At 52.8% G+C, this 23,930-nt stretch carries 18 protein-coding genes; 14 read left to right on the top strand and 4 right to left on the bottom strand.

The features are described from left to right. Positions 1-814 precede the first annotated feature (814 nt). Positions 815-1,870: a magnesium-protoporphyrin IX monomethyl ester (oxidative) cyclase gene (gene acsF / locus ACMAY6_RS06580; RefSeq protein WP_435215507.1), complete on the bottom strand. Its 1,056-nt coding sequence runs from the start codon at positions 1,868-1,870 to the stop codon at positions 815-817. A 218-nt stretch (positions 1,871-2,088) separates the two neighbouring features. Between acsF and ACMAY6_RS06575 the strand changes: the two genes are divergently transcribed. Continuing rightward, positions 2,089-2,568 (top strand): BLUF domain-containing protein, encoded by a 480-nt coding sequence (locus tag ACMAY6_RS06575; RefSeq protein ID WP_435215506.1) that lies wholly within the window; start codon positions 2,089-2,091, stop codon positions 2,566-2,568. Here the strand turns inward: ACMAY6_RS06575 and ACMAY6_RS06570 are convergent. Both ACMAY6_RS06570 and ACMAY6_RS06565 read right to left on the bottom strand, forming a co-directional pair. After that, positions 2,545-3,051: a hypothetical protein gene (locus ACMAY6_RS06570; protein WP_435215504.1), complete on the bottom strand. Its 507-nt coding sequence runs from the start codon at positions 3,049-3,051 to the stop codon at positions 2,545-2,547. The two genes, ACMAY6_RS06575 and ACMAY6_RS06570, sit on opposite strands and share 24 nt — an antisense overlap. Positions 3,052-3,084: 33 nt before the next feature. Continuing rightward, positions 3,085-3,846, bottom strand: a complete 762-nt coding sequence (locus ACMAY6_RS06565; RefSeq protein ID WP_435215502.1) for an SDR family NAD(P)-dependent oxidoreductase — start codon at positions 3,844-3,846, stop codon at positions 3,085-3,087. A gap of 102 nt (positions 3,847-3,948) precedes the next feature. On the opposite strand from ACMAY6_RS06565, the gene ACMAY6_RS06560 reads away from it, so the two are divergent. The 8 genes from ACMAY6_RS06560 to pgl all read left to right on the top strand — a co-directional run bounded on the left by ACMAY6_RS06560 (position 3,949) and on the right by pgl (position 15,829). Next, positions 3,949-4,830, top strand: a complete 882-nt coding sequence (locus ACMAY6_RS06560) for an ROK family protein (RefSeq protein ID WP_435215501.1) — start codon at positions 3,949-3,951, stop codon at positions 4,828-4,830. Between the two features lie 24 nt (positions 4,831-4,854). After that, the gene (gene pgi, locus ACMAY6_RS06555; RefSeq protein ID WP_435215500.1) at positions 4,855-6,483 is read left to right on the top strand and encodes a glucose-6-phosphate isomerase; all 1,629 of its coding nucleotides are present in this window, start codon (positions 4,855-4,857) and stop codon (positions 6,481-6,483) included. Positions 6,484-6,721: 238 nt separating this feature from the next. Then, a complete protein-coding gene (locus tag ACMAY6_RS06550; RefSeq protein ID WP_435215498.1) occupies positions 6,722-10,027 on the top strand; it encodes an amidohydrolase family protein in 3,306 nt (1,101 codons plus the stop codon). Positions 10,028-10,168: 141 nt separating this feature from the next. Further along, a complete protein-coding gene (gene edd / locus ACMAY6_RS06545; protein ID WP_435215497.1) occupies positions 10,169-12,076 on the top strand; it encodes a phosphogluconate dehydratase in 1,908 nt (635 codons plus the stop codon). 1 nt (position 12,077) lies between these two features. After that, on the top strand, positions 12,078-13,064 hold the full coding sequence (glk, locus tag ACMAY6_RS06540; RefSeq protein WP_435215495.1) for a glucokinase: 987 nt from the start codon (positions 12,078-12,080) through the stop codon (positions 13,062-13,064). 2 nt (positions 13,065-13,066) lie between these two features. Beyond that, complete coding sequence (eda, locus tag ACMAY6_RS06535; protein ID WP_435215493.1) at positions 13,067-13,714, top strand: bifunctional 4-hydroxy-2-oxoglutarate aldolase/2-dehydro-3-deoxy-phosphogluconate aldolase; 648 nt, start codon at positions 13,067-13,069, stop codon at positions 13,712-13,714. Continuing rightward, complete coding sequence (gene zwf, locus ACMAY6_RS06530; RefSeq protein ID WP_435215491.1) at positions 13,711-15,156, top strand: glucose-6-phosphate dehydrogenase; 1,446 nt, start codon at positions 13,711-13,713, stop codon at positions 15,154-15,156. The genes eda and zwf overlap by 4 nt, the downstream gene beginning before the upstream one ends. Beyond that, complete coding sequence (gene pgl, locus ACMAY6_RS06525; RefSeq protein WP_435215489.1) at positions 15,149-15,829, top strand: 6-phosphogluconolactonase; 681 nt, start codon at positions 15,149-15,151, stop codon at positions 15,827-15,829. Before zwf ends, pgl begins: the two co-directional genes overlap by 8 nt. Before the next feature lie 103 nt (positions 15,830-15,932). Here pgl and gap read toward each other — a convergent pair whose 3' ends face one another. Beyond that, positions 15,933-16,964 carry a type I glyceraldehyde-3-phosphate dehydrogenase gene (gene gap / locus ACMAY6_RS06520; RefSeq protein WP_435215488.1) on the bottom strand — a complete coding sequence of 344 codons (1,032 nt, stop codon included), beginning with the start codon at positions 16,962-16,964 and terminating at the stop codon, positions 15,933-15,935. Between the two features lie 169 nt (positions 16,965-17,133). Here gap and hexR point away from each other — a divergent pair, with 169 nt between their 5' ends. The 5 genes from hexR to ACMAY6_RS06495 all read left to right on the top strand — a co-directional run bounded on the left by hexR (position 17,134) and on the right by ACMAY6_RS06495 (position 23,702). After that, the gene (gene hexR / locus ACMAY6_RS06515; protein WP_435215486.1) at positions 17,134-18,009 is read left to right on the top strand and encodes a transcriptional regulator HexR; all 876 of its coding nucleotides are present in this window, start codon (positions 17,134-17,136) and stop codon (positions 18,007-18,009) included. Further along, on the top strand, positions 18,006-20,627 hold the full coding sequence (gene ppc / locus ACMAY6_RS06510) for a phosphoenolpyruvate carboxylase (protein WP_435215484.1): 2,622 nt from the start codon (positions 18,006-18,008) through the stop codon (positions 20,625-20,627). Before hexR ends, ppc begins: the two co-directional genes overlap by 4 nt. A gap of 467 nt (positions 20,628-21,094) precedes the next feature. Beyond that, positions 21,095-21,481 (top strand): RidA family protein, encoded by a 387-nt coding sequence (locus tag ACMAY6_RS06505; protein WP_435215483.1) that lies wholly within the window; start codon positions 21,095-21,097, stop codon positions 21,479-21,481. A 102-nt stretch (positions 21,482-21,583) separates the two neighbouring features. Then, the gene (locus tag ACMAY6_RS06500; protein WP_435215482.1) at positions 21,584-22,096 is read left to right on the top strand and encodes a DUF427 domain-containing protein; all 513 of its coding nucleotides are present in this window, start codon (positions 21,584-21,586) and stop codon (positions 22,094-22,096) included. Positions 22,097-22,259: 163 nt separating this feature from the next. Beyond that, positions 22,260-23,702: a M20/M25/M40 family metallo-hydrolase gene (locus ACMAY6_RS06495; RefSeq protein ID WP_435215480.1), complete on the top strand. Its 1,443-nt coding sequence runs from the start codon at positions 22,260-22,262 to the stop codon at positions 23,700-23,702. Positions 23,703-23,930: the final 228 nt, after the last annotated feature.

The raw sequence follows: 23,930 nt of genomic DNA, 5'->3' as shown, positions 1-23,930 counted from the left end.
AAGCCCGCACCGCTGTGGTTGCCAGGCTCTACCCTGACGATGTTGCCCTCTGGAGGGGCCGCCTAGCCATCAGCTCGATTTTATCTAGGATGCTTTTGAAAAGCCTCTGCTTGCCAATTTTGCGTCCCTAACAACCGCTCAAAATTAGGTAACAGGTTAACTATAATCCGTTAATCTCAACGGTGCCAGCCTTTAGTGAGCCAAGCACCCATTCGGTAATGCCGAACTAGCGGCTGCGGATTCAATTTCGAGCGCCCTGCTACCTTTCTTGCCGACTTTCACTAACGAATCCGCGTAAGCAACACCCACTTGACCAGGTCAATCCCGGGATAAAACGGCAGTTGAACCTCCAAGCCCGAGAGTGCCAAAGGGGTTTTTCTGACCATCGAATTTATAACCATCAATGCGGTGGAGATATTTACACGGAAACGGGTTTGTCCATGAAGATTAGACCTGATCAAAATCAAGGGTGGTACCAGCCACGCAACATTGGCATTTAAGAGCTGCCATCGTTAGGTAGCGTCTACATGGCCCAAGCTCCAATGCGTGTGCAGAATTGCTTTCACGAATTCAGGCAAAAGTGGTCTCTGATCATACACAGACCCCGCAAGCAGCCCCGTTACGATCCCCTGAAAGGGTATCCGCGCATGAGTAGCTGTGCGACCGGAGGCATTTCGCATCAGGTCTCTAGCTACCGATTAATCAGCTTAGCCTTGAGGCCACTCTAGCGCCCTTGCTGAACAAACCACTCACTATGGCAAGGCCGCTACACCGACAACCGCGATGATCGTACGTCCGACAGCAATACGCTTGCCTACCAAGCGGGCGCCATACAAACTTGGTCGGGCAGCGTGTTTGGCTTCGTTGGCAAACAGTACAGCCGAGCAAAAGTTAGGCCTGATTGAGCTATAACGCCCAACCTAAGACACTTGTTGATAAGACCGCCCTTGGCCTGCAAGCCCTCGGCTTTTTCACTGAGGAACAGCAGACGCTCCATACCACGTCGAAATCTAGGATCATCGGTATTCAACGTCATAGGGAATACTTGCTTGGAAATTTCAGAGGTAATGTCAAACACTTGATAATCAAACTCAGTGGGATCCATACCGAAGGCCTGATACAACTTCGGACGTGAATGGTCACGCACATACATCGTTGAATACACCGCCAGTAAAAAGAAACGTATCCAAAGCTTATTGTGTCCGCGAAGCAACTTGGGATCAGAACGCATTAGTAAGGCGAAGGCCTCGCCGTGGGCGTACTCATCATTGCACCAACGCTCAAACCAATTAAAGATAGGGTGGAATTGGTTTTGCGGATTGCGCTGCAGGTGACGATAAATCGTAATGTAGCGCGCGTAACCAATTTTTTCTGACAGGTAAGTTGCGTAGTAAATAAACTTGGGGCGAAAGTACTGGTAATCCTTGGTTTGCTTCAAAACACTGAGGTCTACCGCCACGCCCAACTGCTTCAATGCCCGGTTTATAAATCCTGCGTGACGGGATTCGTCCCGCGCCATATAACGCATCAGCTTGGCAATATCAGGATTATCTACGTTCTTCTCAATCTCTTGATACAGGACACAGCCAGAATATTCTGCCGTAATTGAGCTCACTAGGAGATCGAGAAAATCACGTTTGAGGTCCATATCGACATCAAGAGAGTCCGGATCAAACTCGATACTCTGCTTAAAATGCGCACGGTTTTTGTCTTCCTCAAAGTTCGCCATCATCACATCCCACTCATGGCGAACAGAGGAAACATCTAACGTATTCAATGCTTTGTAGTCTGTTTTATAAAATCTTGGCGCCAGCAACCTGTTTTCTAAAGCTTGCTGCGTCGAATCGTTTACTGCCGTTGTTGTTGCCATGTGCGCTCCTTTGGCCCCCGAGGCCACGATGGCGTTATTAAGTCGCCTTCCTACAGTATATGTCATTATTTTGTTACGAAAAGACTTGTCTAGATTATTTTACTTGCGTAGTGTCTTCAAGGGGGAAATTGCCGCCTTTAATCGGGTTGGGGGAAGACAATTGACCATCGGCTAATCCCGGGCCGTGGTCATATCCAATTTTTGTGGAGGCTTCACCCATGTGTAGCGATAGCGTAGCAACCCGTGCCGAGAATGAAGTCTCAGGCTCTTCTGATGATGAGCTGATTCACCTCGCTTACGTCAGTACACAAACCCGCGATATGAAAGCCGCAGACCTCATCGGTCTTTTGAGGGAAGCCAGAGGGTTGAACGAAGGCCGCAACATCTCAGGTTTGCTGCTCCATAAAAACCAATCGTTCTTTCAGGTCATCGAAGGCGCTCGATCGAGGGTGCAGGAAACCTTCAACAGCATTATGTCTGATCAACGGCACGAAGGTGTTGAGGTGCTTTTTGACGAACCTCTCGAATCGAGAGAGTTTAGCGATTGGCAGATGGGCTTCCTGGACCTTGACGGCATTGACGTATCGATGCTCAGAGGCTATTCCAATTTTTTCGACAGTAACGAAGAACCCAGGGCTTTCTTAAAAGCGCTGAGTCGCGGCGAGCGACTCGCCCTACTCTTCCGCGACTTGGGCTGATAGCGCTCGGCGCCTGCCCAATCGAGGGCGCCAAATCCCCAGCACAACATTGGCTACGGCAACACTCCCCAGAACCACAATCGAGTAACTAATGGTGTCAAAGCTGCCCGCTAGTGCAGAAGCCTCAAGGTCGCCGTTTAAAAACTGCCGCGTCAGCTTTGCTTCCCGCTGTATAGGACCCTGCACGGCGAGCAGTGTGCCTTCAAACATCACGATACCCGTCGCCAATTTCAGCCAGGCCCAACCCGCGCTGTGAAACGCCGTGACCGCACCAATAGAAAGGAGGCCAGAAACCAGGGTTAATGCCAGAGACGGCAACAAAACCCAGCGAGCCAATCGATCGATAAGCTCAGTAAGCGCTGCGTAGCCATGAATATCTTGTAAGGGGTCTGGCAGCAGTGCCAGGACAATGATCAAAGTGATTAAAGTCCCCAACAGGCCAACGCCGCCTAGAGTGTGGCAAAATTTAAGGGCTTTACGCACAGGCTCGGTCCTCTTTTCATTTAAAAATGCGGTTCAAGCACCCGTGATGTAGCGAGTCAGCCGACTTCGCAACGACGCGGGCAATAAACCGTTTACTACGTACCAAGCTTTTGTATTGCGTCCCAAAATTCGATGCGACGTACGCTCAATGATCGCAGCAAAAGCTTCATCGGCAACTTGTTCCACCTGCATAGTGATGGGCATTTTTTCTGTATGGCGACTGTCTAACTGGTGCCCCATAGCCGTGTTGATGGGAGGTGGCTTGAGACAAGTCACGTGAACATCGTGATCCTGCCATTCGATAGCAAGGGCCTGTGTTAAGCCGTCCACATAAAATTTACTGGCGCTGTATACGGCCAACCATGGGATACCGTGAATACTGCTCGCGGAGCATAGGTTGAGCACTACCGCATCGTCGGTATCGCGCAGGTAGGGGAACGCCTGGTGTGAAACCGTAGTCAGACCCCCAATGTTGACGGCGATCATAGCGTTGACATCTGCGGCAGACATCGTTGAAAAATCACCCGCTGACAGAACGCCCGCGTTGTTGACTAAAACATGCAGTTGGCCGCCACTGGCATCGGTAAACGCTGTCAGCGCTGCATTGACAGAGTCAGGGTCTGTCACGTCACAAAACCCCGCAACGGCATTGTGGAATAACGGGGTCTGTAAATGATTATTGCAAAGGGTTTCGTTGATATCGAACAGTCCAACAAGCCACCCTTTCTCAGCAAATAGGCGCGCGATGGCTAGACCAATGCCCTGTCCTGCGCCGGTGATAAAAATAGCTTTCATAGCATGGCAACCCTATTTTGTTATTCTCTTCCCGAAAGATGGAGCTTTTAGTTCACATGAGCAAGCCTGAATGACCGTTAATTCCAGCATGGGCTCAACAACATGCGCGTAGCAGCGATTGAGGGTGGTGGCACGAAGTTTCTCGTCGCCGTTGGGAGTCCCTGCTCGATTACCAATCACTACACTTCTATTGCCACGGCGCCCCCTGCAGAAACCCTCCCCAAACTGTTGAGCTACCTACGCGCCGAGCACAAGAAAGAAGCATTTCATGCAATAGGCATCGGCTCATTCGGTCCGTTGGGTATAGCGCCAGAACGCAGCGACTATGGCGTCATTGGCCCGACCACAAAGCCCGATTGGAGTTATTTCAGCTACCCCGAGGCGCTGGCTGAATTTAATCTGCCCTTGGTGATCACTACTGACGTCAATGCGGCGGCCATTGCAGAGTCGACCCTAGGTTCAGCACGTGACAGTCAACGCGTCATTTATGTCACCGTCGGTACGGGTATTGGCGGGGGTATTGTTATCAGTCATCAGCTGAATCAGGGCAAATTTCATCCCGAAGTCGGCCACATGAAAATAGCAGTGAACCCTGATGACCCGATGCCCGAGGGATTGTGTACATTTCACAGCAACTGCCTAGAGGGGCTGGCTTCAGGCCCCGCCATAGAACAACGTTGGGGCGCCAATTTGAGCGATTTGAACCCGAACCATCCCGGCAATGATCTGCAGGCAAATTACCTCGCACAAATGTGCATGAATCTACTTCTGACAATAACTCCCGATAGCATCATACTGGGCGGCGGGGTAATGCAAACGCCCTTTTTACTGAGCAAGGTGCGACTCGCTTTGCGGGAAATGATGAACCACTACATGCCCCAATTTTCCTCTGAGGATGCGGTAGAAAAGCTCATCAAGGCTCCGGCATTCGCGCCCTTTTCGGGGCTAGTTGGCGCAGCACTACTCGCTCAGCGCGTTATCTGAAAAAAAATCCAAGGAACTTACTGCATGTCGAGCACCATAAATATTGATAGTGAACTGCAAAATTTAGCCGATCAAATGGCAACTGCCCGTGTGGCCCAGTGGTTTGAGGGGGACTCAACCCGCGCAACCAACTTGCGCTGTGCGGCTAACGGCATTGTTCTCGATTACAGCAAACACCGTATCGACCCACTCAGCCGAGAGCGCCTGTTCGAACTTGCCGAGCAGTCAAACTTAGCTACCGATTTTGACGCCTTGACTCGAGGCGAGGCTGTAAACATCACCGAGGAACGTGCCGCCTTACATACGTTGCTGCGCGGCACACGAGCGGACACAAACCCAGAGCTGTATGCCGAGATACAAGCGACTAATACGCGGTTAGCGCAACTAGTGTCAGAAATTCATGGCGAAGAACGCACGGGGTTCGGTGGTACTCGATTTACCGATGTAGTCAATATTGGTATCGGCGGCTCTGATTTTGGCCCAAAAATGGTGTGTAGAGCACTGCGTTCTGACGCCGACCTTTTAAATGCCCATTTCATCGCCAATGTCGATCCTCAAGATTTGGATGAAACCCTTGCGACGCTGGACCCTCGCTCGACCTTTTTTATTGTTTGCTCAAAATCATTCACCACAGAAGAAACGTTGACCAATGCGCTGAGGGCGCGAGCTTGGTTACTCGCCGCCGGCGCGGGCGAGTCGGACATCGACAAACACATGGTGGCGGTTACTACCAACCTCGACGCCGCTAGTGGTTTTGGTATTAGCCAAGCCAACTGCTTTCCTATGTGGGATTGGGTTGGAGGTCGCTACTCACTGTGGTCTGCCGTGGGCATATCTATAGCACTGCAATCTGGCTGGGCCACATTCCAGCGTCTGCTCAACGGCGCTCAAGAAATGGACCTTCACACCCTAGGCAGTCGAGGCGCCGATAATTTCCCCCTGATAATGGCCCTGCTCGAATACTGGAATACCCTTTATCTCAAGACCGATACCCACGTCGTTTTACCCTACGCCCATTGTCTCGAGCAACTCCCCGACTTTTTGCAGCAACTGTCCATGGAAAGTAACGGAAAACGAGTCGACCTCACTGGCGCGGCCCTTGCTGTGCCCAGTGCTCCAGTGCTGTGGGGTTCGGCCGGGACGATTGGCCAACACAGTTACTATCAGCTGCTCCATCAGGGCAACCGTCGCTTTACCGCCGACATTATTTTGCCCCTTACGCAGGAAGGCAGAGATTTCGATGCACAGCGCAAACTTGTGGCCAATGCGTTGGCTCAGAGTCGAGCGCTTTTGATTGGACGAAATCCGAGCGAAGCAATGCAGCTTGCTAAAGGGCGCGGTCAACCCGACAGCTTTGCAGCACATTATGAGATGCCGGGTAATCATTCCCACTCACTGATCTATTTCGAGGCGCTCACTCCAGAAATACTCGGTGCTTTAATCGCCGCCTATGAGCATAAAACCTTCTTTCTCTCACGATTACTGGGCATCAATGCCTTCGATCAGTGGGGTGTTGAATTGGGCAAGGTGATCGGTCGGCAGATATCAACGATGCTCGAACACGGCGAAGGTCTCGACACCATTGATCCGGCAACGGCAATGGCGATTCAGGCATGGCGGTCGATCAATGTCAAAGACACAAATCCACGCTAGAAAGCCCTAAAATGCAGCATGGACACTTATTGTGAGCTGTAAGCCCAAAACGCGATGCGCGGTGTTTGGGACTATGCCATCCCAATGGTGCGACCATAAAATCCCGGGCACAGCAATCGAGAGCAACAACAACGAGTGTTGATGGCAAACCCATTGGCGACAACACTTGCGTAAGCAATGGCTACCGGTACCATTACGAGCCCCTAATTTTTGTCTGAATGTCCTTTGGAGACAGTTTATGACCCGATACTTAATGACCTTATTCGGAGTGCTGTTTGCGCTAGAGGCGTTCAGCGCCGCTCAAGAGCCGGCGAGCTGGGATGTCTCCAACCCCCCTGGCCCATGGCGGGACATCACCATTGATACGGACACTACGACCTGGTCGTTCGTAGATGTCAGTCCTGACGGTACCCACGTAGTCTTTGACATGTTGGGCGACTTATACAGCGTGCCCATAGCAGGCGGCCCTGTGACAGCCCTGACCCAGGGCACAGAATGGAACTTCCAGCCCACCTTCAGCCCCGACGGCCAACGTATTGCTTTCGTCTCTGATCGGGACGGCAATGACAACATTTGGGTTATGGACATTGATGGCAGCAACGTCCTTCAGATCACGAGTGAACGTCAGCACAACCTTCACAACCCAGCATGGACGCCTGACAGCCAGTGGATAGCAGTACGTAAAGGCACCGTTTCAAGGCGCAGCATTCCCTCAGGGGAAATTTGGATGTACCACATCAATGGTGGTAGTGGTGTCGAAGTTGTCGACAATACCGACGGTAAACGCGCCCAAAAATCCATTGCAGAACCCGCTTTCTCTCCCGATGGGAAACATTTGTACTACAGTCAAGACACAACCTCGGGGTTGGTGTGGCAGTACAACAAGGACTCGACTGGCGAGATATTCGCCATCAAACGACTCGATTTAACCACCGGAGAGACGGTTACCATAACCGGAGGGCCCGGAGGTGCCGTGCGCCCTACCCCATCGCCAGACGGCAGCAAGCTTGCCTTCGTCAAACGACTTCCAGATTTCAACAGCGCGATTGTTATTCGTGATCTCGCCTCGGGTATGGAAACCGTTGTTTACGACACATTAGAGCGCGACGAGCAAGAAACCGCAGGGAGTCACGGCAACACAACCGCCTTCGAATGGTTGCCCAACGGCCGTGACCTTGTGTTCTGGACTGCAGGGCGAATCCATAGACTGAACACTGAGACCCGTGCCACAAGCACACTGCCCATTCGGATAGCTGTCACGAAAAAAGTGCGCGACACGGTGCGGTTTCCGGTAGACGTTGCGCCCGAAACGGTTGCCAGTAAGATGCTGCGCTGGGCACAGCTAACACCAAAGGGGCAGTCCGCCGTTTTTGGCAGCATGGGTCATCTCTACCACTCGAGAGTTACCGCCGACGGTGCCCAAAAACCTCGACGCCTCACAAAGCAAAAAGAGCATTTTGAATACTGGCCAGCACTTTCCTCGGATGGTCAACAAGTGGTCTACACCTCTTGGGATGATCAATCATTAGGCCGCGTCAAAATAGTGAGCGCTGGAGGCGGTCGCAGTAAAACGCTTGTAACCACCCCCGGTCACTATGTTCAGCCACAATTTTCTCCCAATGGAAAGTCTGTGGTTTACCGCAAAACGACAGGAGGCTACTTACTGTCACCCCTTTGGTCTGTGGATCCCGGTATTTATCGTGTTGCTGTTAAAGGCGGCGCACCCATCAAGGTCAGCAATACCGGACACCACCCCGCCTTCAGCGCAGACGGAAGCCGCATACTGTTTACCACACGGGGCCAAAACGGCTTAGAACTTCATAGCGTGGACCACAATGGCCTAGATAAACGTGTGGTTGCTCAAGGCGAAAAGGTGACGAGCTATGCCGTATCACCCGATGGCAACTGGCTGGCATTTACGGAGCACTTTAGGGTCTATGTCATGCCCCTGACAGGGACGGGCAAGCCTATAAATGCGCAACGCTCTGGAGGTGCGATTCCAGTTCGTGGCGTCTCTCAACGCGCCGGAGAATTTCTTCACTGGTCGGCGGACAGTCAGGCACTGCACTGGTCAAACGGACCGACACTGTTTACCAGAAACCTGCAAGATGCCTTCAGCGCTCTAGCACCGAGCAGTGATGAATCTAATGACACGGCGATGGCCGAACCCGAGATTCAATCGATTGATTTAGGCTTTTCAGTGCCGGCTGATAAACCAAATACGGTGATCGCCCTCGTAGGCGGCACCGTTGTAACAATGCAAGAGGCCGACAGTCAGCAGCACGTCCTATCTGATGGTGTCATTGTTATCGAAGAAAATCGCATCACTGCAGTAGGTCCACGGGACGAAGTTGATATTCCTAGCACGGCGCAAATTGTCGATATTAGTGGCAAAACTGTGGTACCCGGCCTTATCGATGCGCACGCTCACGGCGGCATGGGTAGTGAGGAAATTATTCCCCAACAAAATTGGATGCAACTTTCGAATTTGGCCTTTGGCGTCACCAGCATTCATGACCCATCTAATGACACCAGCGAAATCTTCACCCACGCCGAAATGCAGCGCGCCGGGCTTATTTTGGGGCCGAGAACTTGGTCCACGGGGACCATTCTGTATGGTGCCAATGCGCCCGGAGCCACCACTGAGGTTCATACCCTCGAAGACGCTGAGTTTCATATTGAGCGCCTACGAGCCTCCGGAGCCGTATCGGTGAAAAGCTACAATCAACTCGCCAGAAGCGCGAGGCAACAGATTATTGAAGCCGCTGATCAGCAAGGCATTATGGTGGTTCCTGAGGGCGGCATGAAGTTTCAACACAACATGAACCACCTCATTGATGGTCACACCAGTATTGAACACTCACTGCCAATTGCCGAAATCTACGATGATGTTGTACAACTTTGGTCCCAAGTAGGCACCGGCTACGTGCCGACATTCGTTGTCTCCTACGGCGGACTGATGGGTGAGGAGTATTGGTATGATCGAACCGATGTCTGGCTCAATGAACGCCTTATGCGCTATTCACCTCGGCAATTCGTCGAACCCAGAAGCATGCGCAGACCCAAGGCACCTGACCATCATTACAATCACATCAATGTCGCTAGAACCGCAAAGAAGCTCCGAGATAATGGCGTGAGAGTGATGATTGGAGCCCACGGTCAGCGAGAGGGGCTCGCCCCCCATTGGGAGATGTGGATGATGGTTCAGGGCGGATTTACGCCTTGGGAAGCACTTCGTGGCGCCACCTATGATGCCGCTATCCATCTGGGTATGGATGCTGACATTGGCTCAATTGCGGAGGGAAAGTTAGCTGACCTTGCCATTATTGACGGCAATGTACTCGACGACATCCGTTTATCGGAATACGTCTCGCATACCATGCTCAACGGCCGCTTATTTGACACCACTACAATGAACGAGATGTTGACCGGCAAGAGCACAACGGCGCCTCTCTTTTTCCATCAAGCCGGAGGACAGCAACTGCCTGCGGGAACCTTGGAGGCTCTAGAGGCTAAACAAGCTCGGCATCACTGGCGGCACTAACCAGAACCTTAACCCGGCTACGGCGCATCAGCAAAGTGACGGGCGCTGAGGTGCTTTTGAGGTCGACACCCTCGGATAACCGGTCACTTATGTGCTTAAATTACATTTAAGGGGGTATATAATGAATTTTATACGCTATATATGTTATTTTATTACCCTTCTAATCTCTCTGGTGAAGCATCTGTGAGTACTCAAGTCTCTCCCATTATTAGCAAAGTCACTGCCGATATTGAGCAACGCAGTCGTCACCTGCGCGATGAATATCTGACAATGATTGACTCCATGGCCCGTCAAGCTCCCGGGAGAGAGCAATTAAGTTGCGGCAATCTCGCACATGGCTTTGCCGCGTGTAACGAGACCGACAAATCTGCTATTAAACTTATGGACGCCGCCCATGTGGGCATCGTGACCGCGTTTAACGATATGCTCTCGGCGCATCAGCCCTACGAAACCTATCCCGACCAAATAAAAGCCGCTTTGCGGGCAGTCGGTAGTACTGCACAGGTGGCCGGTGGTGTACCTGCGATGTGCGATGGCGTCACCCAAGGCCAAGCCGGTATGGAATTGTCGCTGTTTAGTCGTGACGTGATCGCGCAGGCAACTGCGGTCTCCCTCTCCCACCAAATGTTTGACGCAGTATTGCTTTTGGGCATCTGCGATAAAATCGTGCCGGGGCTTTTAATTGGTGCGCTTCAGTTTGGCCATCTGCCCGCGCTGTTCATACCTGCTGGCCCCATGCCCTCGGGCCTACCCAATAAAGAAAAAGCAGCCGTACGCCAGCGCTTTGCCGAGGGCAATGCCACCCGCGAAGAGCTGCTTCACGCCGAAAGCGCGTCCTACCACAGCGCGGGCACTTGCACTTTTTATGGCACAGCAAACACCAATCAATTATTGCTAGAGGCCATGGGGCTGCAGCTGCCCGGCGCGTCATTTGTTAATCCAGAATTACCCTTGCGTGAGGCCTTGACTGCCTACGCTGCCCAGCAAGTCACCCGCATTACCGCCAAGAGCAGTCGCTACACCCCACTCGGGGAGCAGGTTGATGCCCGGGCTTTAGTTAACGCCCTAGTGGCGCTGGTTGCCTCTGGAGGATCCACGAACCACTGTATTCACCTGATAGCCATAGCGCGCTCCGCAGGGTACATCATGAACTGGTCCGATTTTGATGCGATATCACAAGCCACGCCTCTACTCGCCCGGGTATATCCCAATGGGCAGGCTGATATTAATCACTTCCATGCCGCTGGAGGCACAGGGGTTCTGTTTCAAAACCTGCTTTCGGACGGACTTATGCACAGTGATGCACGCACATGCCTAGGCCTCCCCTTTGCTGATTTTGTGAGTGAACCCAGCCTAGGTAACGCTGATATCAGCTGGGTAAAACCGCCCGCAGCAAGCCTTGACGACACGGTCATACGGGATACCAGAGCACCCTTTGCAGAGGAAGGGGGACTCCGATTACTTGAGGGCAATTTAGGGCGTAGCGTTATAAAGGTGTCTGCCGTAAGCGCTGCTCACCAAATTGTAAAAGCCCCAGCTGTCGTCATCGACTCACAGCACGCTCTGCAAGCACTTTACGACTCGGGGGAGCTCAGCCGTGATTGCGTTGTTGTGGTGAGATTTCAAGGGCCTATGGCAAATGGCATGCCTGAGTTACACAAGCTCACCCCACTCTTAAGCAGCCTTCAGGATAAAGGTCATGCAGTAGCCTTGATTACCGATGGGCGTATGAGTGGCGCTTCAGGCAAAGTTCCTGCTGCAATACACATTACGCCAGAGGCCGCTGCAGACGGCCCTCTAGCTCGAATCAGAGACGGCGATATGATTACCCTCAACGCCAATACGGGAGAACTCAGCGTTGCGCTATCAGAGCCCGAACTGGCCAACAGAAACAGGGCCACCCCACCGAATGCCGATCAATTTACTGTTGGCAGAAACCTATTTTCTGCAGCTCGAAATCAAGTGAGTACTGCTGAACAAGGCGCCAGTTTTCTTTTCGACGCTGACACCCATTTCACGCACCAAAGCGCGCGCGTTGAGGTCGCCTGAGATGGCAAATAAGTGGCATTTGCTAGGCGACATCGGCGGCACTAATGCCCGCTTCGGCATCTGTGACGATCAAAAAAATGAATACCGGTTAATAGGCTCTTATGAAGTCGCCGCTTTTCCCACCTTTAGCAATGTTTTGGAACAGCTTCAAAGCGACCTTGTAAAATCGGGGTTATCCATGGCCGATGCGGGAGAATCTTGCCTAGCAGTGGCGGGACCACCGGATGTTCAACCTGTTAGCTTTACCAATAGCGCATGGCGATTTGACCGAAAACTGGTGATGACCACGCTTGGGCTGCAATCAGTAAACATCATTAACGACTTTGCCGCAGCTGCCCGGGCCCTGCCGCTGCTATCAGAAAACGACCTCGAAAAAGTAGGCGGTGGCCGCGCTGAACCCGGAGCCCCCTGTGTTGCACTAGGCCCCGGTACGGGTCTCGGCGTAGCCACCCTTGCCAAAACGCATGCCGGTGAGCCACTCGTGATTAGCGGAGAAGGTGGACACGTCGACTTTGCCCCCGTTACCAACGTAGAAGCGGCAGTACTCGATTTTTTGAGAGCCCGCTATGGTCGCGTCTCTATCGAGAGGCTTTGCTGTGGCGAAGGTATCAATAATATTTATCAAGCTCTAGCCGACCACCGAAACCTTAAGATCAAATACAGCAGCGCTGCTGAAATTGGCGCTGCAGCTCTCAGTGCTGATGACGCGCTCTCAAAAGAAACTATGGCCATGTTTTTTGCGGTGCTTGGTGCGGCAGCGGGTAATTTCGCCCTTACGCTGGGGGCAAAGGGCGGCATCTACATTGCGGGAGGTATTGTCCCTCGCTATCTCGACTTACTAAGGCGCAGTGATTTCAGGGCGCGCTTTCTCGCAAAGGGCCGCTTTGCGGACTACCTATCTGACATTCCCACATTTGTCGTAACCCATAGCCAACTGGGCCTATTGGGCGCCGCAGCGTCACTCAATGACCCCCATATTAGAGGTTGATCGTGCTTCCACAAGCCTACAATTTTTTAGCGTCCACATCTGTTATTCCCGTCATGGTTATCGAGCGCGAAGCTGACGCCATACCGATGGCCGAAGCTTTAGTGGCTGGGGGCATAAAAGTTCTCGAGATCACCCTGAGGACACCCTGCGCCCTTGCCGCGATCAAAGCTATCAGCGAAGCGGTTCCTGACGCACACGTTGGAGCTGGTACCGTTTGTAATGGAGACGACTTTTCTGCCGCAGTCGACGCGGGTGCTCGATTCATCGTGTCTCCGGGTCAAAGTGATGCCTTGTTTGATAAAAGCATCACGTCAAATACACCCCTGTTACCTGGAGCGGTGACTGCGACCGAGGTTATGCGCGCAGCCGAGGCCGGCTTTAAAGTTTTGAAGTTCTTCCCCGCCAGCACCTCGGGTGGCGCGGCAGCAATCAAGGCTTTCTCTGGCCCTTTTTCTAGTATTAGCTTTGTACCCACGGGCGGAATTGGCCCGAAGAACCTGTTGGAGTATCTCCAACTGCCCAATGTTCAAGCGGCGGGCGGTTCTTGGATGCTCCCTAAAGACAAAGTTCAGTCAGGTGACTGGCACGCCGTCACCCAGCTCAGTCGTGAAGCCTCTGAGTTGTCAAAGATAAAGGAATCAATCCAATGAGCGGTGTTGACCTAATTATTTTTGGAGCCTCCGGAGACCTTTCTGCGAGAAAGCTCTTCCCTGCGCTATTTCAACTTGATCGTGCCGACCTGCTACCCAACGACCTGCGCATTACGGCAATCGCCAGGGATGAAGTCGACGTCGACACCTTTTTGGAGGGCCTAAGGCAACGCATGCATGCCTACATGGGCTCAGAGTCGCCCTCCGACGCCGAGTGGCAGCACTACTCGCGACATTTCCAGTATGTGGGAGCCGACTTCGCTAGTACCGACAGCTACGCCGGTATCAGAGCGACGCTGGATGATACCCGTGTCAGCTTATTTTACTTGGCCACGCCGCCCAGCATCTTCGCTCTTATCTGCAACAATCTAGCTACTAACAACTGTCTTACCGGTGACTGCCGAATCGTATTAGAAAAGCCAATTGGCGAATGTCTAGAATCTTCAAAAGAGGTCAACGAAACTCTGGCTCGCTACTTTGACGAGGGGTCGATTTATCGCATCGATCACTACTTAGGTAAGGAGACCGTTCAAAATTTATTAGCGCTGCGTTTTGCAAACCGCTTTATCAACAGTCAATGGGACGCCAACTGTATCGACCATGTTCAAATTACCGTTGGCGAGATCGTCGGCATCGAGGGCCGGTGGTCCTACTATGATCGCGTTGGTCAGCTTCGCGATATGGTTCAAAATCATCTGATGCAGCTGCTCTGTCTCGTCGCTATGGAGCCCCCTAACAGCCTCGAGGCCGATAGCATCCGCGACGAGAAGGTAAAAATTGTCAAAGCGTTGAGACGTATCGATGTCGATCAGGTTTCCGATCACGTGATTAAAGGGCAGTACAGTCAAGGATGGTCTTCTGGTGCTGCCGTGCCCGGGTACCTTGAGGAGACCGGTTGCGAGCGCCCCGACAGCGATACCGAGACGTTCATAGCCATCAAGGCTCACGTCGACAACTGGCGCTGGGCCGGTGTTCCCTTTTACCTTCGAACCGGCAAACGCGTTCCTGAGAAGCTGACCGAAATTATCATTCAGTACAAAGACCTCCCTCACAATATTTTTAGCGGCGGCACCAGCGCAAACAAGCTAATCATCCGGTTGCAGCCCAGAGAGGGTATCGAGCTAACAATGGCGTCCAAGCGCCAGACGCTTCGAGAAAAGCTGTCCTTACAGAACCACACCTTAGATTTGGATTTTCGGGAAACTACCGGCATGAACCGAATTCCCGACGCCTATGAACGCTTATTTCTAGATGCCATTAATGGTGACCAATCGCTGTTTGTGGGGCGCGAGGAGATTGAAGAAAGCTGGCGATGGTGTGACGAATTGATTGAGGCCTGCCGCCAAAAGAATATAGAAACCAAGCCCTACCATGCCGGATCTTGGGGCCCACCCAAAGCCGAGCTTCTGATAGAAAAAGACGGTCGTAGCTGGCATGTCTGACCACGGCTTCGCATCGCCAGATGCACTCAATTTGGCATTGGCAGAAACCATTACTCGCCAATTGCAAACCGGCATTAATGCGCGCGGCAAAGCGACCCTCGTTGTTTCTGGCGGCTCTACGCCCCGCCCTTTGTTTGCGCAGCTTTCAACAGCCAACATTCCTTGGGAGCACGTCACCGTTCTCTTAGCGGATGAGCGATGGGTGCCTTCAGATCACGAGGCATCTAATGAGGCGATGGTTCGTCTCAACCTGCTGCAAAATCGCGCTGCTGCCGCTCAGTTTCTGAGTTTAATCCCTGACTTTCCAGACGAAGAAGGCAACCTACGAAGCGTTTGTACTCAGCTCGAGCAGCTAGGCACCTTCGACGTTGTGATTTTAGGCATGGGTGGCGACCGCCATACGGCGTCTTTATTCCCCTGTGCTAACGAGATCCACGAGGGTCTCTGCACGTTAGATGCGGCTTTAATGACCCATCCCACAACAGCGCCCCATGCAAGAATTTCACTGTCCAAAAAACGACTGGAAGATTGCCATTGGGGTGCAGTGCATATAGTGGGGAAGGAAAAACTTGACGTGGCCCGCGAGGCTCTAGAAGTTGCCGAAGCCGCCAAGGCGCCAGTGGCTACCTTTCTCGCACCCAGAGGGGCGTTTCAACTTTGGCACACGCCTTAGATCACACCCCATAGGCTACATCTCCCGCAAGCTTGGGTGGGTACAATGACGGGAGCACCAAAGTTAGTGTGACCCATACCCCCATCAAGACCTAATTGCGCAATCAGGCGGCCTTATCCGCAGTCAGGCCAGCGATGGCGCTGAGCTCAAGGGCGTTGTCTAGCATGCGGTTTGAAAAGCCCCACTCGTTGTCGTACCACGCCAAAACTTTCACCAAGCGCCCTGCTACTCGGGTGTGATTGGCGTCAAAATTAGCTGAGTGGCTGTCATGATTAAAATCGACCGACACCAGAGGTCGCTCGTTATAACCCAAGATTCCAAAGGCATCGTCAGCCGCTGCTTTTGCCATCAGACTGTTGACCTCCTCGACCGACGTATCGCGAGCTGCAGTAAAACTGAGGTCGACCAGCGAGACATTGAGTGTGGGAACTCGCACTGCCAAACCGTCGAGCCGGCCCTGCAACTCCGGCAATACCAGACCAATCGCGTTAGCCGCACCGGTAGCGGTTGGAATCATGCTCTGTCCCGCGGCTCGGGCGCGGAATAAATCCTTGTGGTAGACATCATTTAGATTCTGATCATTGGTATAGGCGTGAATAGTGGTCATCAGACCGCTTACCAGTCCGATCTGGTCATGCAGTGGCTTTACCACCGGGGCTAGGCAGTTGGTCGTACAAGAGGCGTTTGAGATAACGCGATGCTCGGAAGATAACGCGTTATGGTTAACGCCATAGACAATCGTTGCGTCCGCATCTTTGGTGGGCGCGGAAACAAGAACCCGTTGAGCGCCAGCCTCAAGGTGCCCCGCGGCAGAGTCCCGTGCTGTAAACAGGCCGGTACATTCCAAAACAAGATCGATGTCGAGCTCTGCCCAAGGCAGTGCGCTTGGCGTACGCTCACTTAACACTGCGATCCGCTTACCATCAACAGCAAGAAAATCCTTTCCCGATGTCACTTCATGACCAAAGCGGCCATGTGCTGTGTCGAACTCTAACAAGTGAGCATTAATTGCAGGCTCGCCGAGGTCATTGATAGCCACAATCTCTATGGCCTGCGCCAGTTTGGGACGGTCATAGTACGCCCGTAATATATTTCGGCCGATACGACCAAACCCGTTAATGGCAACTCTTATCATGACCTGTCCCTCGCACTATCAGTGACTAAAACGGTGTTTCTATAATGAAGCTTTATTACATATTTAGCCATTTTAGTTAGATTTGCAACTTATTATTTTGTTATGATTACATTCTATAGCTGCCACACTGACGGTTGTTTACCAAACCATCACTGCGAGAAGGTCCCCAATGGCTAATGACAACAATGTATTGACGCAAATTCAGGCAGCGCTTCCCGGGCTGAGCAAGTCAGATACGAAAATTGCCCAAGTGGTTCTTGCTGACCCAGAGGCAGCCACCCATGCCAGTATCGCGCTGCTGGCTCAACGGGCCAACGTCAGCGAGCCTTCAGTGAATCGTTTCTGCAAGCGATTGGGCGCCACGGGCTACCCCGACTTTAAAATTTGGCTGGCCCGCTCCCTTGTAGCTGGGGTGCGCTACATAAGCCAGGTTGTAGATCCGGAAGATACGGTGACAACCTACCCCGGTAAGTTGGTCGACAATACCGTTAATGCGCTGCTCCTAGCTCGGGAACACCTACCTCTGGACACGCTAGCGGAAGCAGTCGAACACCTTGATGCCGCCGGTCGAATCTATTTCTTTGGAATGGGCACCTCAGCTGCCGTCGCTCAGGACGCGGAGCACAAGTTTTTTCGTTTTCAGACTCCTGTAACCACCCACACCGATCCGTTAATGCTGCGCATGCTTGCCGCCGGAGGCCGCCAAGGTGATGTTTTTGTCTTTATTTCCCACACGGGGCGCACTGAAGCCATCGTCGATGCAGCAGTGCTTGCAGCCTCTAGCGGTGCAACCATCATTTCGCTGACAGCCCAAGGCTCACCGTTGGCCGAGGCCAGTCACTGTGTCATCGGTCTCGAGGCCTCAGAAAATACCGAGGATTATCTGCCCATGACATCGCGAATCGTACACCTCGTCATTATCGATATTTTAGTGACCGGGGTGACATTGAAGCGCGGTGAGCCCTGTATTGAACACCTTGCTCGCATGAAAGAAAGCCTGCTGCCGACGCGCCTGCCCCTTAACCGAAAGCGAACCAAGACATGACGCCCTCCTCGACAAACAACACTGCACAACTGCGCCAAAATGTTCGCTACTTGGGCGAAATCCTCGGTCAGGTTATTCAAAGCCAGGGCGATGCTGGTCTGTTTGATGCGGTTGAGGCGATTCGATTGCAGTCTAAAGAAAGTCGGGATGATGATAATCAGGAAGCCTTGCGCGCTCTGCTCACTGAGCTAAATGACAAACAAATTTTGGATGTCGCGAGGGCCTTCAGCCATTTTCTTAACCTCGCCAATATCGCAGAGCAGCACCATACTGTGGCCGATTACAGTCAGACATTCTTCTCAGCGGCAGCTAGTCTTGAGGGCGCCTTCCGGCAACTTTCGGCTGACCACGAAACTCACCGCGTGCATGCAGTACTCGAAAAATTGTCGATTGACCTTGTTCTCACCGCACATCCGACTGAAATTACCCGAAGAACATTAATCCACAAGCACGGTGAAATTAACGACTGCCTGACTCGACTCGAGACCCTGCGAGACAATCCTGCAGAAACTTCAAGAGACTATGGCCGCCTCAAGGAATTAGTGTCACAAATTTGGCATACCGAAGAATTCCGCACTGAGCGTCCAACGCCAATTGATGAGGCTCGCTGGGCATTTGCCGTTATCGAAAACTCGTTATGGGACGCGGTGCCGCAATTTTTGAGAGTTGTCGATGACGTTTGTGAACGCTTCGACTTACCCACTCCCCCTCCTGAGTGGAGTCCCATAACACTCTCAAGTTGGATCGGTGGTGATCGCGATGGCAACCCAAATGTGACCGCTAACGTGACCCGCGAAGTACTGCTTTTGGCGCAATGGCAAGCCTGTACTTTGCTCGAAGGTGACATCGCAACGCTCTACGAGGAGTTGTCAATTACGACCGCCTCTGACGCGTTGAAAGCTCAAGCTGAGGGTGCTCTTGAACCCTATCGCTTTGTGCTTAAACCGCTTCGAGACCGTCTGCAGGCGCAACGCTTACACATTGAAAAAACCCTAGAAGGTGAGCTTGAGGGGCCACCGCCACTGACCATGAGTGAAGTTATTGCACCTCTTGAGGCCTGCTACGAATCCCTGCAAATGGTTAGTCTCGGTGTACTCGCCCGTGGCTGCCTCCTAGATACATTACGCCGAGCCCATTGCTTTGGCCCCTACCTCATTCAACTCGACATTCGCCAAGAAAGTGCGCGGCATACCCAAGCTATTTCCGAGCTCACCGAGGCTTTAGCAGTCGGTAACTATCAGGATTGGAGTGAACAACAGCGTTGCGAGTGGCTGCGTGCCGAGCTTCACAATCCACGACCACTTCTGCCCCGAGACTGGAACCCGACACCCGAGACTCAGGAGGTGATCGACACCTTTTTTGTTATCGCCGAAACGCCGCAATCTGCTTTGGGGAGTTATGTTATTTCTATGGCCGCTGAGGCGTCTGACGTACTGGCTGTGCAGCTGCTACTCAAAGCCACAGGCTGCGGTACTGAAATGTTGGTAGCCCCCCTCTTCGAAACCCTTGATGATCTTGAAAGTGCCCCTAGAGTCATCGAAGAATTGTTATCCGATGCTGCTTACTGCGCCCGCTGCGATCACCAAATTATGGTAATGATTGGTTACTCCGACAGCGCCAAAGATGCGGGTATGTTGGCCGCAGGCTGGGCGCAGTACAGCGCCCAGGAAGCATTGCTAAAGGTTTGCAAGGACGCCGATGTTAAATTGCAGCTGTTCCATGGGCGTGGCGGAAGCATAGGTCGCGGCGGCGCTCCCGCGCATGATGCTCTGTTGTCACAGCCCCCGGGATCACTTGAAAATGGGCTTCGAGTGACCGAGCAAGGAGAGATGATCCGAACCAAGCTGGGCCTCACGCCTCTGGCTGTAAATACGTTAGGCCGCTACGCCAGTGCGATTTTACAGGCAAACCTAACCCCACCCCCGGAACCTGCCAACGAATGGCGATTGCTCATGAATCAGTTAGCCACAGATTCTTGTGAGGATTATCGCCGATGGGTGAGAGACGAACCCAGCTTTGTGCCCTATTTCCGACAGGCCACACCCGAGCAGGAACTCGCCAGTTTGCCCCTAGGCTCACGTCCAACCCGCCGTCGATCTGATGGGGGCATTAGTAGCTTACGCGCCATACCTTGGATATTTGCCTGGTCTCAGAACCGTCTGATGCTTCCAGCTTGGTTGGGTGCAGGCTCGGCGCTTGCGAAAGCTGCCGCCGGTGGACACGAGGCTACACTGAGAACTATGGCTCAAAAGTGGCCCTTTTTTGGCGCTAGGCTATCCATGCTAGAAATGGTTTTCGCTAAATCAGACCTTACCATTGCAGAGCTCTATGACCGTTTGCTCGTAACCTCGGAACTCGCAGACTTAGGGGCGGCACTGCGGCAACAGCTCAGTGACGACCGCAGCGTACTTCTCGGAATTTTAGAGACAGAAACAGAGTTAGAGCACGACACCTGGGGACGTGAGTCAATCGACCTTAGAGATATTTACACCGCCCCACTTAACTTGCTGCAGGCTGAGCTATTACGCAGACAGCGAGGGAATCCTGATAAAGCCACCGAGCGAGCCCTTATGGTCACTATCGCCGGGGTTGCTGCAGGCATGCGAAACACTGGATAACCCTCTGGCAGACACGAGCCCTAGCGCCAACATTGCGCTTCTTGTGAACCTGCCCTCGACACCCCTTAACGCCGACAGGGTTGCAAACACCCGGCCCTTAAATGCGCCCCCCGCAGATCAGCTTCGAGTGGGTAATAGCGCTATTTAGCTGTGGAACATCACAGTCCTGGGCCTATTAAGGCGCTGCTGTAGCCATCGTTCAGCCGTTTATCCGGCCCAACGCCACCGCAAAACATAAAGATTAATCCTCTACCAGGTCTTGAAAACACCGCCGACGCCAGAACGTTGTTGGACGCGCTAGTCACACAATGACTCGGTGCACTCAACCCTACTGGGTTATGGAACCCCATCCCAGTATGATCTCTTGGCAGTAATAGCTCGTAGGCATAGGGCCGCTGACTGCTTTTAAAAAGCAGCCGGAAATTCCCCGCGTTCTTTGGGCCCCTTTCACCGTTGGAGATATTTCAATGACCGCGACCCCCATTAAACTCACACCAGATCCCCTAGCGCCTTTTCGAATCTCACCCGGCTTTGAAGTCAACGGCCTGTTGTTTCTGTCGGGCCATGCTGCCATTTCCGAAACGGGTGAGCTGGTGGGCATAGATAATTTTGATGCCCAAGCAGAGGCAACCTTTCAATCTCTGCAGCGGACCCTAGAAGCCGGTGGCTCCGATCTATCTAAAGTGGTCAAGGTCACCATTTATCTCACGGACATGGGCTATTTTGAGCGCATCGTAGCGCTGCGGGAACAATGGTTCACAGCCCCCTATCCAGCAGACACCATCGTTGAGGTTAGGGCCCTAGCCCTGCCTGAGCTCATGATTGAAATAGAAGCTATTGCGACCATAAGCTAACGAGTGTTTGTGCGATGGCAGGCCCCACAGGGTGCTAATACGGGCGCCGAATAATCTCACGGCGGGTTAGAAGCTATCGCTAACGGTAACTAAGGAACATTTATGTGGGAATTTACTGGCAACCAGCGACCTGATTTCGCTTGTTTACCTTTAGAGGGGCAAGAGTCCGTGTGGGACTATCCACGCCCCCCGGCACTCGTGGCCAGTGATGAGCGCGTCGATGTCTCGATAGCGGGCTTAAACCTCGCCAACAGCTGCCGCACGTTACGCGTTCTGGAAACCGCTCACCCACCTACCTACTACATTCCCGAAGAGGATGTGAACTGGAAGGCTTTAAACAACATGGTTGGAAGCAGTTTTTGCGAGTGGAAAGGAACAGCGAATTATTTCTCACTACTAAATCACGCTGAACTGGGGGCTATCGCCTGGCAATATCGCAATCCCGTAGCTAGCTTTGCGCGCCTCGACGGGCATGTTTCTTTTTACCCGGGGTTAGTCGAATGTAGCGTCCAGGGTCAACGGGTGCAGGCCCAGCCAGGCACCTTTTACGGCGGATGGATTACAGACCGTGTTGTAGGACCTTTTAAGGGCGAACCGGGTACGAGTCATTGGTAACCGCAAATACTTGAGTCGTTGGCAGCGGGCGCAGTCAGTCGTACTCATATCCCTGCAGCTGAATCAACCAGAGTAAACTGGACACCTAGCCCGCCACAAACTGGGCAATCATTAGGAGCAAGGCACCATGTTTAGCGGCAACCAACGACCAGGCAACGAGGCCATGAAGCAAAGAACCGAAAAAAACAACGCAAAGACAGCTTGGAGACGTCTCCGCAAGGGATTGATTCTAACCGGCCTATTACTTTTACCGGTCCAACTCTGCTTCGGCGCCTCCCCCCTTGAGCACCTCGCAGAGGCCGTGCGGTTTAAAACGGTAAGCTCTCAAGACACGTCGGAAATTGACCACCGTGCTTTTCAGGGCCTCAATGAACATTTAGCGCTGACCTATCCCGAAACCTTTCGTCAGCTAGACGTAGAATACGTCAACACCTACAGCATCTTATTGCGCTGGCCCGGCAGTGATGCTGATAAAAACGCTGTGTTGTTCACCGCCCACACTGATGTGGTACCCGTTGAGGCAGGAACTGAGGGTGACTGGCTGCACCCACCTTTTGCCGGCGTTATCGAAAACAACAATTTGTACGGCCGTGGCACCTTGGATGACAAGCAAGGTGTTCTCAGCCTCTTGGAGGCGACGGAAGCTCTGCTCAACGAGGGCTACACACCCCGCAGAACACTAGTCTTTGGCTTTGGCCACGACGAGGAAATTGGAGGTCAAAACGGCGCGGCAGCCCTAGCTCAGCGCATGCGCGAGCTTGACCTCACCTTCGATTGGATGGTCGACGAGGGTGGGTTTGTGGTGCGCGACACCCCATTGCTACCCGGGCGGGACCTGGCCATGATCAATGTGGCCGAAAAAGGCTACGTCACGCTAACACTATCAACCCAAGCGGCAGGTGGACATTCCTCGAGCCCGGCCAGCACGGGCGCAATAGGAACGCTGGCCCGAGCTCTGGATCGCATTGAAAGCAACCCTTTTAAACCGAAACTGGTTGAGCCCATGCGCAGTGCGCTGGCCCTGATGGCTGGCGAAATGCCCCAGCCGGAGCGCTTTTTATTCAATAACCTCTGGCTCGTTGATGGCCTCATTGCTCGGCAAATGGCAAAAGAAACACTCACCCAACCCATGGTGAGAACAACAACAGCAATCACCATGTTTAATGCCGGCGTTAAAGAAAATGTGATCCCTCAGCGCGCTGAGGCCAAAGTAAACTTTCGATTATTGCCGGGGGACACGATCGAAATGTTGATTGCTGAAATCACCGAGATTGTCGATGACCCAGCAGTACGTATCAGCAATGACCGATGGGCAAATCGACCCGGAGTTGCTGACGTAAACGGTGATGGCTTTTCCGTAATCAGTGCAGCCACAGCCGAGGTGTACCCTGATGCACTTGCAATACCTTCATTACTCCAAGCGACTACCGATACAAGACATTATGTTGACCTCGCTCAGGATCAGTATCGGTTTCATGGCAATTCGATCGATGCCGCTCAAGCGCGCTCTGTGCACGGCACCAACGAATATATTTCAGAGCACAGCTTCAACAAGGCGATCGCGGTGGCGCGTGGCATGATTAAGGGAGCCGGGGACGCGCTCTAGCGCATTGACTGGCAAAGCCACGGCTATGGAGCCAGGCGCTTTTAACCGAGCGGGCGGCTACCCCAGTTGACTGTTAATGCCACCCATATTGTGCTTGATTTGACAGCTAAAGGACGACTGGGTTGTAGGCGCTCACTGCGACAAACATAAGCTCCAGCTATCTCCTATTAATTAGCAAGTCGCCCCTAAATCTTGCAGAGGCACTGTGAGCTGCTTGCGCAGCTCTCA

The sequence above is a fragment of the Luminiphilus sp. nBUS_16 genome (assembly GCF_051201645.1).
Lineage (GTDB): Bacteria > Pseudomonadota > Gammaproteobacteria > Pseudomonadales > Halieaceae > Luminiphilus.
Note: the sequence above shows the minus strand (reverse complement) of the source record. Positions and strands in the feature narration are given on the sequence as shown.